Annotated in this window: 14 protein-coding genes; all 14 read left to right on the top strand. The window is 66.3% G+C overall.

What is annotated here, in order from left to right; all coding sequences use genetic code 11:
* Positions 1-61: 61 nt before the first annotated feature.
* The 14 genes from ccmA to BP26_RS0122750 all read left to right on the top strand — a co-directional run bounded on the left by ccmA (position 62) and on the right by BP26_RS0122750 (position 14,910).
* Positions 62-658, top strand: coding sequence for a heme ABC exporter ATP-binding protein CcmA (gene ccmA, locus BP26_RS0122815; protein ID WP_029922860.1), 597 nt, complete (start codon positions 62-64; stop codon positions 656-658).
* Complete coding sequence (gene ccmB / locus BP26_RS0122810; protein WP_029922859.1) at positions 655-1,320, top strand: heme exporter protein CcmB; 666 nt, start codon at positions 655-657, stop codon at positions 1,318-1,320. The genes ccmA and ccmB overlap by 4 nt, the downstream gene beginning before the upstream one ends.
* 15 nt (positions 1,321-1,335) lie before the next feature.
* Positions 1,336-2,079, top strand: coding sequence for a heme ABC transporter permease CcmC (gene ccmC / locus BP26_RS0122805; RefSeq protein ID WP_029922858.1), 744 nt, complete (start codon positions 1,336-1,338; stop codon positions 2,077-2,079).
* Positions 2,076-2,228, top strand: a complete 153-nt coding sequence (gene ccmD, locus BP26_RS29010) for a heme exporter protein CcmD (RefSeq protein ID WP_084183353.1) — start codon at positions 2,076-2,078, stop codon at positions 2,226-2,228. The genes ccmC and ccmD overlap by 4 nt, the downstream gene beginning before the upstream one ends.
* The gene (gene ccmE / locus BP26_RS0122795) at positions 2,225-2,695 is read left to right on the top strand and encodes a cytochrome c maturation protein CcmE (RefSeq protein WP_029922857.1); all 471 of its coding nucleotides are present in this window, start codon (positions 2,225-2,227) and stop codon (positions 2,693-2,695) included. Before ccmD ends, ccmE begins: the two co-directional genes overlap by 4 nt.
* Positions 2,696-2,825: 130 nt before the next feature.
* Positions 2,826-4,802 (top strand): heme lyase CcmF/NrfE family subunit, encoded by a 1,977-nt coding sequence (locus BP26_RS0122790; RefSeq protein WP_029922856.1) that lies wholly within the window; start codon positions 2,826-2,828, stop codon positions 4,800-4,802.
* Positions 4,802-5,320, top strand: a complete 519-nt coding sequence (locus BP26_RS0122785; RefSeq protein ID WP_051749317.1) for a DsbE family thiol:disulfide interchange protein — start codon at positions 4,802-4,804, stop codon at positions 5,318-5,320. The genes BP26_RS0122790 and BP26_RS0122785 overlap by 1 nt, the downstream gene beginning before the upstream one ends.
* 107 nt (positions 5,321-5,427) lie before the next feature.
* Positions 5,428-5,889: a cytochrome c-type biogenesis protein gene (locus tag BP26_RS27025; protein ID WP_051749316.1), complete on the top strand. Its 462-nt coding sequence runs from the start codon at positions 5,428-5,430 to the stop codon at positions 5,887-5,889.
* A complete protein-coding gene (gene ccmI, locus BP26_RS0122775) occupies positions 5,886-7,151 on the top strand; it encodes a c-type cytochrome biogenesis protein CcmI (protein ID WP_029922853.1) in 1,266 nt (421 codons plus the stop codon). Before BP26_RS27025 ends, ccmI begins: the two co-directional genes overlap by 4 nt.
* A gap of 305 nt (positions 7,152-7,456) precedes the next feature.
* Positions 7,457-8,335, top strand: a complete 879-nt coding sequence (locus BP26_RS0122770; protein ID WP_029922852.1) for a MaoC/PaaZ C-terminal domain-containing protein — start codon at positions 7,457-7,459, stop codon at positions 8,333-8,335.
* 101 nt (positions 8,336-8,436) lie between these two features.
* Positions 8,437-9,348, top strand: coding sequence for a UTP--glucose-1-phosphate uridylyltransferase GalU (gene galU, locus BP26_RS0122765; protein WP_029922851.1), 912 nt, complete (start codon positions 8,437-8,439; stop codon positions 9,346-9,348).
* Positions 9,349-9,503: 155 nt separating this feature from the next.
* On the top strand, positions 9,504-12,368 hold the full coding sequence (locus BP26_RS0122760; RefSeq protein ID WP_029922850.1) for a 2-oxoglutarate dehydrogenase E1 component: 2,865 nt from the start codon (positions 9,504-9,506) through the stop codon (positions 12,366-12,368).
* A 371-nt stretch (positions 12,369-12,739) separates the two neighbouring features.
* Positions 12,740-13,984 carry a 2-oxoglutarate dehydrogenase complex dihydrolipoyllysine-residue succinyltransferase gene (gene odhB / locus BP26_RS0122755; protein ID WP_029922849.1) on the top strand — a complete coding sequence of 415 codons (1,245 nt, stop codon included), beginning with the start codon at positions 12,740-12,742 and terminating at the stop codon, positions 13,982-13,984.
* A gap of 692 nt (positions 13,985-14,676) precedes the next feature.
* A complete protein-coding gene (locus BP26_RS0122750) occupies positions 14,677-14,910 on the top strand; it encodes a hypothetical protein (RefSeq protein WP_029922848.1) in 234 nt (77 codons plus the stop codon).
* The last annotated feature ends 699 nt before the right edge of the window (positions 14,911-15,609 follow it).

Genomic DNA, 15,609 nt, shown 5'->3' with positions numbered 1-15,609 from the left:
ACCTGTCGCCGGCCACAGGGAACCAACAGTTCATCGCCAATCACCTAAAATGCCCGCTCTCATGTCCCTCCCCAGCCTCCAAGTGCGCAACCTGGCGGTCGCCCGTGGCGACCGCAACGTGGTCGAGGCCCTGGACTTCAGCGTCGCGGCGGGCGAGATCCTGCACATCCGCGGCCGCAACGGCGCCGGCAAGACCTCGCTGCTGGAAGTCCTCTGCGGCCTGCGCCAGCCCGCCGCCGGCAGCCTGGAAGGCCAGCCGGACGCCGAGCACCGCCACTGGCTCGGCCACAAGAACGCCCTCAACCCCACCCTCAGCCCGGACGAGAACCTGCGCTTCTGGTGCGCCCTCGGCGGCCACGCGGATGTGGACGTCGGGCCGGCGCTGCTGCGCGTCGGCCTGAAGGCGCAGCGCCATCGCCCCTGCGGCAGCCTTTCCACCGGCCAGCGCCGCCGCGCCGCCCTGGCGCGCCTGCTGGCCCTGCCGCGCCCCTGGTGGTTCCTGGACGAGCCCCTGGCCGGCCTCGATCACGCCGGCATCGAGCTGCTGGCCGAGCTGCTCGACGCCCACGGCCGCAGCGGCGGCGCCGCCCTGGTCACCAGCCACCAGCCCCTGCCGGCCGCCGTGGCCGGGGTGCGCAGCCTGGAATTGCGCGCATGAGCGCCGCAGCTGCCGTCTTCCGCCGCGAACTGCTGCTGGCCGCGCGCCGCCCGGCGGAGTGGGCGCAGCCTTTGGTGTTCTACGCCATCGTTGCCCTGCTGTTTCCGCTGGGGATCGAAGCCCACGATCCGGCCCTGAAGGTCTTCGCCCCGGCCGTCGTCTGGGTCGGCGCCCTGCTGGCGGCGCTGCTCGGGGTGGAACGCATCTTCCGCGGCGACCTCGACGACGGCACCCTGGAACAACTGCTCCTGGCCGACGCCCCGGCCCCCCTGCTGGTCGCCGCCAAGCTGGCCGCCCACTGGCTGATCACCGCGCTGCCCCTGGTGGTGGCCGCGCCGGTGCTGGGCATCGCCCTGGGTCTGGAGCCGCTGGCGGTGAAGGTGCTGACCCTGAGCCTGCTGCTCGGCACGCCGACCCTGATGTTCACCGGCGGCTTCGCCGCGGCGCTGACCGTAGGCGCCCAGCGCGCCGGCATCCTGCTGCCGATCCTGGTGCTGCCGCTGATGACCCCGGCGGTGATTTTCGGCGGCGGCGCGGTGCGCGCGGCGGCGGCCGGACTGCCTTTTGACGCACCCTTGTACTTTTTGGGCGCCCTGACGGCACTCACCGTGACCTTGCTCCCGTTTGCTGCGGCGGGAGCGCTCCGGAATGCCATTGAATAGGCGATAATTCTTCCCATGTGGACATGGTTTCACCAGCTGGCTTCCCCGCCGACGTTCTACCGCTTCGCCGACGTCCTGGCGCCGTGGCTGTTCGGCTTCGCCGTGCTGCTCATCGGCGTGGGGGTTTACGGCGGCCTGTTCCTCGCCCCGGCCGACTACCAGCAGGGCGACGCCTTCCGCATCATCTACATCCACGTGCCCGCCGCGGCCCTGTCCCTCAGCATCTACACACTGATGGCGGTAGCCGGCGGCATTGCCCTGATCTGGCGCATGAAGCTGGCCGAAGTGGCGGTGGTTTCCGCCGCCCCGGTCGGCGCCAGCTTCACCGCCCTGGCCCTGATCACCGGCATGCTGTGGGGCAAGCCCACCTGGGGCGCCTACTGGGTGTGGGACGCGCGCCTCACCTCGGAGCTGGTGCTGCTGTTCCTCTACGCCGGCATCATCGGCCTCAACCAGGCCTATTCCGATCCCCGCGCCGGCGCCCGCGCCTGCGCCTGGCTGGCCCTGGTCGGCTTGATCAACGTGCCGATCGTGCATTTCTCGGTCACCTGGTGGAACTCCCTGCACCAGGGCGCCAGCATCCTCAGCGTCGAAGGCATCCGCAATCCCAAGATCAGCGGCGACATGCTGTGGCCGCTGCTGGTGAGCCTGGGCGGCTTCTACCTGTTCTTCGGCGCCGTGTGGCTGCGCCGCATGCAGAACGAAGTGCTTTGGCGCGAGCGCAATGCGCGCTGGGCGCAGGCGATGGTAGTGGCATGAACCCAAAGTACGCACTGTTCATCTGGAGCAGCTACGCGCTGGCCCTGGCGGTGGTGCTGTGGAACGCCTTCGCCCCGCATTTCCGTCGAAACGATTTGAAGCGGCGCCTGTCTGAGTCGCTCGAAGAGCCCCAGGAGGGCGAACAATGACCAAGCGCCAGAAACGGATGGTGGCGGTAGGGGCGCTGGTACTCGGCGTCGGCCTGGCCGCGGCCCTGGGCTTCACCGCCTTCCGCAAGAACATGATGTACTTCTATACGCCTTCCGACCTGCTCGCCGGCAAGCTCGCGGCCGGCGCCGCCCTGCAACTCGGCGGCCTGGTGGAGAAGGGCAGCCTCAAGCGCGGCGAGGGCCTGGCCATCGAGTTCGTCATGAGCGACTGCCACAACGCCGTGCCGGTGCATTACGAAGGCGTGCTGCCCGACCTGTTCCGCGAAGGGCAGGGCGTCATCGCCACCGGCCACATGGACGCGCAGAACGTCTTCGTCGCCAGCACCATCCTGGCCAAGCACGACGAGAATTACATGCCGCCCAACGTCGCCAAGGCGGTGGGCGAGGTCGACGGCAAGCATTCCTGCGCGCCGTTCAAGTCGGTCACCACGGCGTCGAGCTCGTGATGCCCGGAAGAGCGGCTCAACAACAACCTCGTCATTCCCGCGAAGGCGGGAATCCAGTTCTGGATTTCGTGACAAGGCCGGAAAAACTGGATCCCCGCCTTCGCGGGGATGACGATTGGATGGTGGTGCCATGATCCCCGAGCTCGGCCATTTCGCGGTGATTCTGGCGCTCGGCGTCGCCCTGTTGCAGGCCATCGTACCGCTGCTCGGCTGGCGCCGCCGCGACGCGCGCCTGCTCAGCTTCGCCGGCTCCGCCGCGCAGGGGCAGTTCCTGTGCGTGGCGGCGGCCTATGCCAGCCTCACCTACTGCTTCGTCACCAAGGATTTCTCGGTGGCCTATGTGGCCGAGAACGATCACTCGCAGCTGCCCCTGATCTACCGTATCACCGCCGTGTGGGGCGCGCACGAAGGCTCGCTGCTGCTGTGGGTGCTGATCCTCTCCGGCTGGACCCTGGCGGTGTCGGTGTTCAACCGCCGCCTGCCGCTGGACATGAGCGCACTGGTGCTGTCGGTGCTGGGCATGGTCAGCACCGGCTTTTATCTTTTCATCCTGCTCACCTCCAGCCCCTTCACCCGCCTGGTGCCGGCGCCGGCGGAAGGGCATGACCTCAACCCCATCCTTCAGGATCCGGGCCTGGCGATCCATCCGCCCATGCTCTACATGGGTTACGTCGGCTTCTCCGTGGCCTTCGCCTTCGCCATCGCCGCCCTCATCACCGGCCGGCTCGACGCCGCCTGGGCCCGCTGGACCCGGCCGTGGACCACCACCGCCTGGATGTTCCTCACCATGGGCATCACCCTCGGTTCCTGGTGGGCCTACAAGGAACTCGGCTGGGGCGGCTGGTGGTTCTGGGACCCGGTGGAAAACGCCTCCTTCATGCCCTGGCTTGCCGGCACCGCCCTGATCCACTCGCTGGCCGTGACGGAAAAGCGCGGCCTGCTGAAGAGCTGGACCGTGCTGCTCGCCATCCTGGCCTTCTCGCTGTCCCTGCTCGGCACCTTCCTGGTCCGCTCCGGCGTGCTGGTCTCGGTGCACGCCTTCGCCAGCGATCCCTCGCGCGGCATGTTCATCCTCGCCTTCATGGCGGTGGTCGTCGGCGGCGCGCTGACCCTCTACGCCTGGCGCGCGCCCAAGCTGGTCACCACCGGCGAGCTGAAGCTGTTCTCGCGCGAAGGCCTGCTGCTGTTCAACAACGTCTTCCTGGTCGCCGCCTGTGCCGCCGTCCTGCTCGGTACGCTGTACCCGCTGGCCCTCGACGCGATGCACCTGGGCAAGATCTCGGTCGGCCCGCCGTATTTCAATGCCGTATTCCTGCCGATGATCACGCCCCTGTTCCTGCTGGTCGGGCTGGCCGCCGTGGTGCCGTGGAAGCGCGGCGACTGGCGCGAAACCGTGCGCCGGCTGCGCTGGCCGGCGGTGATCGCGGTGATCCTCGGCGTGCTGCTGCCCTTCGCCCTGCATGGCCGGACCACGCTGCTCGCCGCCACCGGCGCCCTGCTCGGTACCTGGGCCATCTTCGCCGCGGCTCAGGACGTATGGCGCCGCATGCGCGCCAAGCTGGAATGGCGTGCGGGCCTCAGAGCGGTACCGCGCGCGGTGTGGGGCATGACCCTGGCCCACATCGGCCTCGGCATCTGGGCCCTCGGCGTCAGCGGCGTCATCAGCTTCGGCGACGAGAAGGACGTGCGCCTGGCCCGCGGCGCCGAAACCGAACTCGGCGGCTACAGCTTCCGCTTCCAGGAAGCCGGCGAACAGTCCGGCCCCAACTACACCGCCCAGCAGGGCACGGTGCTGGTGGAGCATGGCGGCAGGGTCGTCGCGACCCTGCATCCGCAGAAGCGCCTGTATCCCTCGCAGGGCACGGTGCTGACCGAATCCTCCATCGACGCCGGCCTGATGCGCGACCTCTATGTCTCGCTCGGCGAAGGTTACGACGACGGCAGCTGGAGCCTGCGCGTGTACTACAAGCCGATGATCCGCATGATCTGGCTCGGCGGCATCTTCATGTTCTTCGGCGGCCTGCTGGCGGCGAGCGACAAGCGCTACCGCCTGGCCCGCGCCGCCGAACGCCGCGCCATTGAAATCGCCGAAGGCGCGGTGGCCTGATGCGCTACGCCATCCCCCTCGTCGTCCTCGTCGCCCTGATCGGCCTGTTCATCTTCGGCCTGCAAAGCGACCCGCGGCTGGTGCCCAGCCCCCTCATCGGCAAGGCCGCGCCGGCCTTCGACCTGCCCACGCTCGACGGCCAGCCGCAGCGCATGTCGCAGGCCGATCTCCAGGGCGCGCCGGTGCTGGTCAACTTCTTCGCCAGCTGGTGCGCCGGCTGCCAGGAAGAGCACCCTTACCTGATGCAGCTCTCGCGCAATAGCCAGGTCAAGCTGGTCGGCATCGACTACAAGGACGCCGAGGCGGACCTGCGTCCCTGGCTCACCCGCAAGGGCAACCCCTACGGCCAGATCCTCACCGACCTGGAGGGCAGGGCGGGCATCGACTGGGGCGTCTACGGCGTGCCGGAAACCTTCGTCCTCGATGCCAAGGGCACCATCCTCTACAAGCAGGTCGGACCGATGACGCCCGAGGTCTGGGAACACGAGATCCAGCCGCTGCTGAAGGCCACGTCCTGATGCCCTTCGACGCAAACACGCCGTCGTCCCCGCCCGGGCGGGGACCCGGTTTTGCTTTGCACATGCATTTGCGTAACGCCAAAAACTGGATTCCCGCCTGCGCGGGAATGACGAAGAGGCTGGGGGCGGCGCTGTTGCTGCTGACCATTTTCACGGCCAACGCAGAAGTCGAAACCGTCCATCCCCCCATCCCGCTCACCGAGCAGCAGGAAGCCCTCTACAAGGGCCTGCTGCCCGAACTGCGCTGCCTGGTCTGCCAGAACGAATCCCTGGCCGAGTCGCAGGCCTCGCTCGCCGCCGACCTGCGCTACGAAGTGCGCGGCCTCGTCGCCAAGGGGCAGGACGAAGCGCAGATCAAGAAATACCTCACCGACCGCTACGGCGACTTCGTCCTCTACAAGCCGCCGTTCGAGCAGCGCACCGCCTTGCTCTGGGCCGGCCCCGGCTTGCTGGTGTTGCTCGGCTTGATCATGCTCGTCGCCTACACGCGCCGGACGCGCGGTGTCCCCACAGCGCCTCCGAAAAACGACGAAGCCGCTCTTAAAAAGATTCTGGACGACGCACCATGACGCAGTGGTTCCTGATGGCGGCGCTGCTCCTCGCCGCCGCGGCCGTGATGACGCGCCCCTGGTGGCGCGGCGCCAACCGCAAGACCCTGCGCCGCCGCGGCGCCAATATCGCCGCCTACCGCAGCCGCCTCGACGAGCTCGAGATCGAGCGCGAAGCCGGCCTGGTCTCGGCCGACGACGTCGCCGCCCTGAAGACCGAGCTGGACGCCCGCCTGCTCAGCGAAGCCCAGGTGGAAGACCAGGCCATGCAGGCCGGCAGCGGCCGAGGCTGGCTGCCGGCGCTGCTCACCAGCCTCCTCCTGCTGCTCTTTGCCGGCGGCTGGTACATCATGGGCGGGAGCTGGAAGGCGGAGCAGCAGCTCGCCGCCGGGGCCACCCAGCAGGAGCAGGTCGCCGGCATGGTGCAGATGCTGGCGGATCGCCTGCAGAAGCAGCCGGACGACCCCGAGGGCTGGGCCATGCTCGGCCGTTCCTACTTCGTCACCCAGCATTTCGACGCCGCCGCCAAGGCCTACGGCGAGGCCAATGCCCGCGCCGCCGCGCCCAACCCGGAGTGGCTGGCGGGGCAGGGTGAGGCCCTGGCCTTCGCCCGCGACCGCGACCTGCTGGGCACGCCGCTGGAGCTGTTCCAGCGCGCCCTGGCGGTGGACCCCGACTACGGCAAGGCCCTCTGGTACGCCGGCATGGCCGCCGCGCAGGCCGGCGATACCGCCACCGCCCGCGCCCGCTGGAGCAAGCTCCTGGCCCAGACGGACCTGCCGCCGCAGATGCACGACGTCATCCAGACCCGCTTGCAGGAGCTGGATGGCCAGCCCCCGGCCGGAGCCGGCCCGATGGCCGCCGCCGCTGGAGCCCCCGCGGCTGGCGGACCCGCCGGCCAGTCTGGAGCCCCGGCCGGCGCCCCGGTAGCCGCCGGTCCGGCCCTGATGTTCCACGTCAGCCTGGCCCCCGAAGTCGCCGCCAAGGTGCCGCCGGGCGCCGTCCTCTTCGTCTTCGCCAAGGCCGAGCAGGGCCCGCCCATGCCCCTGGCGGTGCAGCGCCTGCCGGGCCAGACCCTGCCGGCCGACATCAAGCTCGACGACAGCATGGCCATGGCCCCGGCCCTGCGCCTGTCCGCCTTCGACCGCTACATCGTCACCGCCCGCCTCAGCGGCGGTGGCGGCGCCCAGGCCCAGTCCGGCGACCTGGAAGGCATTTTGCATGTACAGCGCGCCCAGGCCGGGCAGCCGCTGGATTTGCGTATCGATCACGTCGTGCCCTAAAAAAAAGATGAACGCAAGCCGACCGTACAGGTCAATGGCGCAATCTGAATGGTGATGAAGCCCGGCGTAGGGCGGCCTGTGGCCGCCGGGACCGCTGCGGCGAATCTGCCCGGTGTTTGTAAGCCTTCGAACCCAGGTCCGTTCGCCCCGAGTGCCCGCGCAGCGGGCGTATCGAGGGGCCGGCACGGGGCTCTTTCACCGGCTCGCAGTCCTTCACGTTTGCATTGCAACCCTGCAACAGCCCGCATTCCGTCACCAAACCCCTTTAAAATGCCGCTCCCGGCCCGATTTTTCACATTGCCACGATGACCAATCCCCAGGTATTCGATCTGCCGGCCCTGCCGCCGACGCTGCCGTCATTCGTCAAGGCCGGCCTCTCGGCCTCGCGGCGCCCCAAGGGCACGCCGGTGCTGCCGGACTGGCAGGTGCGGGTCCGCGCCCTACGCGTCGACCGCGCCCGCCTCAATGCCTACAGCGCCCTCTGTGGCCTGCCGGAATCGCCCGAGCTGCCGATCCTCTATCCCCAGGTCCTCGCCACCCCGCTGTTCCTCAACCTGATGACGCGCCCCGGCTTCCCCCTGCCGCTGCTGGGCCTGGTGCATGTGCGCAACGACGTGGCGCAGCAGCGCCCCCTGCGCGTCGACGAAACCTTCGACCTCAGCATCCGCATCGGCGAAGGCCGCGAGGTCAAGGCCGGCTTCGAATTCGACCTCATCATGGAAGCCACCCCGGTGGAGAGCGAGCCGGTCTGGCGCGCCACCATGACCGTCATCCACCGCGGCCCCAAGCAGCCCTCCAAGGGCCTCTCCCGCAGCAAGGCGCCCTCGTCCGTCGTCGACGCCCGCCTCTCCGAATACCTCGCCCTGTCCGCGCCCGAGGACACCGGCCGCCGCTACGCCGCCGTCTCGCAGGACTACAACCCCATCCACCTGTACAGCCTCACCGCCAAGCTGTTCGGCTTCCCGCGCGCCATCGGCCACGGCCTGTGGTCCGCCGCCCGCTGCCTGGCCCTGCTGCAGGACCGGCTTGGCGCCGCCCCCAAGGCTTATTCCGTGCAGTTCAAGCAGCCGCTGCTGCTGCCGGGTAGGGCAGCGCTGCGCTACGCCGTCGAAGGCGGTGTGATCGACTTCTCCTTGCTCTCCGCCAGCAGCGACAAGGTCCATCTGAGCGGCACGCTGCGCTAAACTATTACGTCTAAACCGTCACACGTACACCTCACCCGTCACACGTCTCCAACTAGCTGAAAGGATTCAGCACTCACGAGTTTTTCTCGGGATTCGAATTTATGAGAATCAGAAAAGCAGTCTTCCCGGTCGCCGGCCTCGGCACCCGCTTCCTCCCGGCCACCAAGGCCAGTGCCAAGGAAATGCTGCCCATCGTCGACAAGCCCCTGATCCAGTACGCGGTGCAGGAAGCCATCTCGGCGGGCGCGGAAGAACTGATTTTCATCACCGGCCGCTCGAAGAATTCCATCATGGATCACTTCGACAAGGCCTACGAGCTCGAAGCCGAGCTCGCCAGCCGCGGCAAGAACAAGCTGCTCGAAACCGTGCAGGAAATCCTGCCCCCGGGCATCACCTGCATCTTCATCCGCCAGGCCGAAGCCCTCGGCCTCGGCCACGCCGTGCTCTGCGCCTGGCCGGCGGTGGGCGATGAAGACTTCTCCGTCATCCTCGCCGACGACCTCATCGACGGCCGCCTGCGCCCTTGCCTCGCGCAGATGCAGCGCGTGTACCAGGAATACGGCACCAGCGTCATCGCCACCGAGCGCGTGTCGCCGGACGACGTCTCCAGCTACGGCATCGTCGACACCCAGCCGGTCGGTCCGGGCCTGGGCGAGATCCGCCGCATCGTGGAGAAGCCCAAGAAGGAAGATGCGCCGAGCAACCTCGCGGTGGTCGGCCGCTACATCCTGACCCCGCGTATTTTCAAACTGCTGGAGCGCACGCAGCGTGGCGCCGGCGGCGAGATCCAGCTGACCGATGCGATCAGCATGATGATCCAGGAGCAGACCGTGCTCGCCTACGAGTTCGAAGGCGTGCGCTACGACTGCGGCAGCAAGCTGGGTTATCTGAAAGCGAATGTGGAATATGCACTCAAGCACCCGGAGCTGGCGGACGGCTTTCGGGAATATCTGGAAGACCTGACCGGCGATTGGAAGCAGCCGGAAAAAGCATTGAAAGCCGCAAAGAAGTGAGGGGCTAGAGGTTCAGCCTGCCGTTTGATTTGTCATTCGACGTACAGCGAAGGATCTGGTCCCCCGACCAGGCGGCACCTTCGCGGCACCTGGAATGACATCCCAAGCGGCACACTGGACGCCCGGCCTCCCTGACAGCGGCGACGGAGCGTGCAATGAGCGGAGCGAAGTATCAGAGCCTGATCGAGTCATCCTCGATCCAGGGCGGTAATGCGGCCTACGTAGAAGACCTCTACGAGCAATATCTCAACGACTCGAACTCGGTCGACCCGGAATGGCGGGCCTATTTCCGGGGGGTGCAGGGACCAACCGGCACGCCGGATGTACCGCACGGCCCGGTGCGCGCCAGGTTCGAAAAGCTGGCGCGTGACGGCGTACGCGCCGCCGCCGTCGCCACCCCGGCCGCGGACGTCCGCGCGCTGGAGAAGCAGGCGGCCGTGCTGCGCCTGATCAACTACTACCGCGTGCGCGGCCACCAGGCGGCGCGGCTCGATCCGCTCAACCTCTCGCCGATCCCGTCGGTGCCGGATCTGGACCCGGCCTTCCACGGCCTCGGCCCCGAGGACATGGACACGGTGTTCAACACCGGCTCGCTCGCCTCCGCCGACCGCATGTCGCTGCGCGACATCATCAAGCTGGTCAAGTCGGTCTACACCGACACCATCGGCTCCGAGTACATGTACATCACGGAGACGGCGCAGAAGCGCTGGATCCAGAAGCGCCTGGAAGGCGAGGCCTTCAAGCCGCGCCTCACCGTCGAGCAGAAGAAGGAAGTGCTGACCCAGCTCGCCGCCGCCGAAGGCATCGAGCGCTACCTGCACAACAAGTACGTCGGCCAGAAGCGCTTCTCGCTCGAAGGCGGCGACTCCCTCATCCCCATGCTGGACGAGGTGATGCGCATTTCCGCCACCCGCGGCGTCGAGGAAATGGTCATCGGCATGGCCCACCGTGGCCGCCTCAACGTGCTGATCAACGTGCTCGGCAAGTCCCCCAAGGACCTCTTCGCCGAGTTCGAGGGCAAGTACTCCGCCGAAAGCCTCAGCCGCGCCGGCGACGTGAAGTACCACCTGGGCTTCTCCACCGACGTGGAAGTGGCCGGCAAGCGCCTGCACCTCGTGCTCGCCTTCAACCCCTCGCACCTGGAAATCGTCAACCCGGTGGTGGAAGGCTCCGTCAAGGCCCGCCAGACCCGCCGCAAGGACGAGCGCGGCGACCGCGTGCTGCCCGTGCTGATCCACGGCGACGCCGCATTCGCCGGCCAGGGCGTGGTGATGGAAACGCTGCAGCTCTCGCACTCCAAGGGCTACAGCACCGGCGGCACCATCCACATCATCGTCAACAACCAGATCGGCTTCACCACCCCGAACCCGATCGAAGCCCGCGAAGGCCACGAAGCCCGCACCTCGCGCTACTGCACCGACATCGCCAAGATGCTCGAAGCGCCGGTGTTCCATGTGAACGGCGACGACCCCGAGGCCGTGGTCTTCGTCACCCGCCTGGCCACGGACTTCCGCAACCAGTTCCACAAGGACGTCATCATCGACCTGTGCTGCTACCGCCGCCATGGTCACAACGAGGCCGACGAGCCTTCGGCCACCCAGCCGGTGATGTACGCCGCCATCAAGAAGCAGCCCACCACCTTCACCCTCTATGCGCAGCAGCTCGCGCAGGAAGGCGCGGTGCCCAAGGACGAAGGCGAGCGCCTGGCCAAGGCCTACCGCGACAGCCTGGACAAGGGCGAGAACACCGCCCGCACCACGCTCGGCATGGTCGGCAACCAGTACACCGTCAACTGGGCCAACTACCAGAAGGGCACCTGGGATACCCCCGCGGAAACCGCGGTGAGCGCGGACACCGTCAAGAGCCTGGCCGCCCGCCTCAACAAGCTGCCGGACGGCTTCGTCCTGCACCCGCGCGTCGACAAGATCCACGAAGACCGCATCAAGATGGCCGCCGGCGAAATCCCCATGGACTGGGGCTTTGCCGAAACCATGGCCTACGCCACCCTGGTCAACGAAGGCTTCGCCGTGCGCCTCTGCGGCCAGGACTCGCGCCGCGGCACCTTTTTCCACCGCCACGCCACCCTGCACGACGTGAACAACGGCGCCCGCTACACGCCGCTGCGTCACCTGGATGCCGACAAGAACCGCTTCGTCGTCAACGACACGCTGTTGTCGGAAGAGGGCGTGCTCGGCTTCGAATACGGCTACAGCAGCACCGATCCGGACTCCCTCGTCATCTGGGAAGCCCAGTTCGGCGACTTCGCCAACGGCGCCCAGGTGGTGATGGACCAGTTCATCGCCGCCGGCCAGTCCAAGTGGGGCCGCCTGTGCGGGCTCACCCTGTTCCTGCCGCACGGCTATGAAGGGCAGGGGCCGGAGCATTCCTCCGCCCGCCTGGAGCGCTATCTCCAGCTGTGCGCCGGCAACAACATGCAGGTCTGCGTGCCGTCCACCCCGGCCCAGTTCTACCACATGATCCGCCGCCAGATGAAGCGCAGCCTGCGCCTGCCCCTCATCGTGATGACGCCCAAGTCCCTCCTGCGCCACAAGCTCTCCGTCTCCACCCTGGACGAGCTGAGCAAGGGTACCTTCCAGTACATCATCGGCGAGACCGAGCCGCTGGATGCGCAGAAGGTCAAGCGCATCGTCTTCTGCTCCGGCAAGGTGTATTACGACCTCATCGAAGGCCGCGCCAAGCAGAAGAAGGACGATGTGGCCATCGTCCGCATCGAGCAACTCTATCCCTTCCCCCGCGCCGAGTACGAAGCCGCCATCGCCGTTTACCCGAACGCGAAGGACGTGGTGTGGTGCCAGGAAGAGCCGGAAAACCAGGGCGCCTGGTACCAGATCAAGCACCGCCTGCGCACCTACCTGGCCGAAGACCACCAGCTCTACTACGCCACCCGCAAAGGCAACTCCACCACCGCCGTGGGTTACCTCAAGGTGCACGTGAAGGAACAGGAAGAACTCGTCAACGAAGCCCTCAACGCCGGCCTCCCCCTCAAGGGCGGCGCCTGAGACTCATGACTTCTGCCGTGCCCTCCCCAATACCCCCTCGTCATTCCCGCGAAAGCGGGAATCCAGGGCAGGTGAGTGCGCGGCCCGAGTCCCGAGCCACAGTTCACAGAATGACGCTCAGCCTCTCCCCCGGACGCAGTTCGCCCTCTCCCCACGAACGTGGGGATAGTGCTGGGGTGAGGGGCAAGCCCTAACAGGCTGCAACACCAACAAAGCACACCGAACTCCAATGCCTCTCTCCCCCTACAAAGCAGCATCCCCTCTCCCCTTGCGGGAGAGGGCCAGGGAGAGGGGTGCGCCGGCAAAACCGGCGTAATCCAGGCGCAAAGCCACCTCAGACAACCCCAAAAAACAAAACCCCCGGAGCCCAAATGAGCATCGAAATCAAGGTCCCCAACCTGCCCGAATCGGTCAGCGAAGCGACCGTCGCCACCTGGCACATCAAGGCCGGCGACAAGGTCAGCCGCGAGCAGAACCTGGTGGACCTGGAGACGGACAAGGTCATGCTGGAAGTGCCCGCCACCGCTGACGGCGTGCTCAAGGAAATCCGCATCCAGGCCGGCACCACCGTCAAGGCCGGCGACGTCATCGGCGTCCTCGAAGAAGGCTCCGGCGCCGCTGCCGCCGCCCCCGCTCCGGCCGCCAAGGCCGAAGCCGCCGCCCCGGCCACCGCCACCGCGACCGCCGCTCCGGCCAAGACCGCCGAAGACGACGCCCAGAGCCCCGCCGTCCGCAAGCTCCTCACCGAGCTGGGCCTCTCCGCCGGCGACATCACCGGCAGCGGCAAGGGCGGCCGTCTCACCAAGGAAGACGTCCAGGCCTACGCCGACAAGCAGAAGTCCGCCCCGGCTCCCGCTCCCAAGGCTGAAGCCCCCAAGGCCGCCGCCGCGCCCGCCGCCAAGCCCGTCATCGGCGCCCGCACCGAGCAGCGCGTGCCCATGACCCGCATCCGCGCCCGCATCGCCGAGCGCCTGGTCGAAGCCCAGGCCACCGCCGCCATGCTCACCACCTTCAACGAGGTGGACCTGAAAGCCGTCTCCGAACTGCGCGCCAAGTACAAGGAGCCCTTCGAAAAGGCCCACGGCATCAAGCTCGGCTTCATGAGCTTCTTCGTCCGCGCCAGCATCGAAGCCCTCAAGAAATACCCCGCCGTCAACGCCTCCATCGACGGCTCGGATGTCGTCTACCACGCCTACTACGACATCGGCGTGGCCGTCTCCACCGAGCGCGGCCTGGTCGTGCCCACCCTGCGTGACGCGGACGGCCTCAGCCTGGCCGACGTGGAAAAAGGCATCGCCGAGCTGGGCGTCAAGGCCCGCAACAACAAGCTGACGATGGAGGACCTCACCGGCGGCACCTTCTCCATCACCAACGGCGGCGTCTTCGGCTCCATGCTCTCCACGCCGATCCTCAACCCCCCGCAGGCCGCCATCCTCGGCATGCACGGCATCTTCGACCGCCCCGTCGTCGTCGGCGGCCAGATCGTCGTCCGCCCCATGATGTACCTGGCCCTCACCTACGATCACCGCCTCATCGACGGCCGCGAAGCCGTGCTGTTCCTCAAGACCATCAAGGAACTGCTGGAAGATCCGGCGCGTTTGCTGCTGCAGCTCTAAGCGTTTCGTTACAGAAGGAGGGCGGGTCAGCCAAGCGCTGACCCGCCCTTTTTTATGGGCGGCGGGAAGCTAAAAAGGCCTGCCGCCAACTCTCACCCTCTTGCCGCCCCCTCACACCCCGTCATTCCCGCGAAGGCGGGAATCCAGTTTTGCTTTAACCTCAAGCGCCGACTAACTCTATTTCAATTACAGATCGGCTGAAATCCAGCGACCGTAGGGCGCAATAAGCGAAGCGCATTGCGCCGAATGAAGGGGCTGCCCGTTACACAAAAGTGCGGCTTGACCAATCACTGACCCGCCCTCTTCTGCGCGCGCCGCAAGACGGCGACCCTGATGTATTCCATGCATCCCGGTGCTTGAAACATGGAGTCCATGGACTACACGGCATACATGGAGCCAAGGCAGGCCCGCTCCACCCTCGATCCGGCACGGAAAGCCCTGGCTTTGAACCGGCTGCCGGCGGCATCAAGCCTCCCGTATAAGCGTCTAACATATTGATTAAGTGCACCATTCTGGAAATTAATGATTGGTTAGTCGCCAAAGGTAGTAAATCAAAACGCTGAATGGTTCTATCTGGCGTCGCCAGAAGATGACGAGACCAAGTCACGTTCTGCAAGCAACAGCATCGACGTCCGCTGGCCCTCTCACGGAAGGCGGCTAAACCGCAGGAATCGTTCAAAAGGAGTTTGGTAATGAAAGCCGTCAAGAACCCGGGCCTCGCCCTGCTCGCCGTCGTCCTCTTCTCAGTGGGCCTGGCGGATTCCGCTTCGGCTCAATCCACGCCCCCCGCTGCCGGTGCTACCGCTGCCGCACCGGCCGCCACCGACGCTGCCCCCGCCGCCAAGCCGCACAAGAGCAAGAAAGCCAAGAAGGCGGCGCCCGCCGTCGTCGCGCCCCAGACCAATATTGAGAGCCATCAGCATTGAGGAGCGCTCGGTGAGCGTGGGGCGCAAGAAGCCGATTCCGGATAGCCCGCTTCGCGGACGGATCGAGGGGCGAGGGGCATTGCGCCTTACCAGCTGCGGAGAAGTCTCTCCGCGCACATGTCCAGCCCAATACCAGGGGTGAAGCGCCGTGCGCCGTAGCGCCGGCCAATCTGGAAGGGATTTCCAAGGTGTTGATGTTTTAGCCCGCTGGGCTGTCTTGAGAGTTTCGAGACGGCCCTTTTTTATTCCTGGGAATAGTTGAGGTCAGGGCCATCATTCATTTCCAGCAACGCGAACCCTCAATCTACCGTAGGCTCCCTCACATATGTAGCGTTTTGAGACGTGCCATACATGGTATACATGGTACGGAAGTAGGGTGCTAAAACAAACGTGACTTGCCAATTTTATTGAAAAATCAATAAGGTATTTGGGGGATGTTTTGGAAGGCCAAGCTATATTCTTCGGTACGTCATTTACTGTGGAAGGCAGTTGGTACGTCAGGCTCGAAGGCGAAAAAGGGGTTTTATTCCCCGTCGAGGGCAACAACGAAGCCTGTGCACAACTAGTCCATGGCCGGGCCTTTAGATTCCGTGGACTAATTGTTCGCAATCATCAGGGCTGCCCATTCAATTTGCGCATTTCAACTATTGAGCCGATTGGTATCAAGAATAGTCGGGGTTAAGACAAATGGCGGTCCTG

The sequence above is a fragment of the Nevskia soli DSM 19509 genome (assembly GCF_000711955.1).
Taxonomy (GTDB): Bacteria; Pseudomonadota; Gammaproteobacteria; order Nevskiales; family Nevskiaceae; genus Nevskia; species Nevskia soli.
The sequence above is the reverse complement of the archived record's forward strand: the minus strand, read 5'-3'. Positions and strand labels throughout refer to the sequence as shown.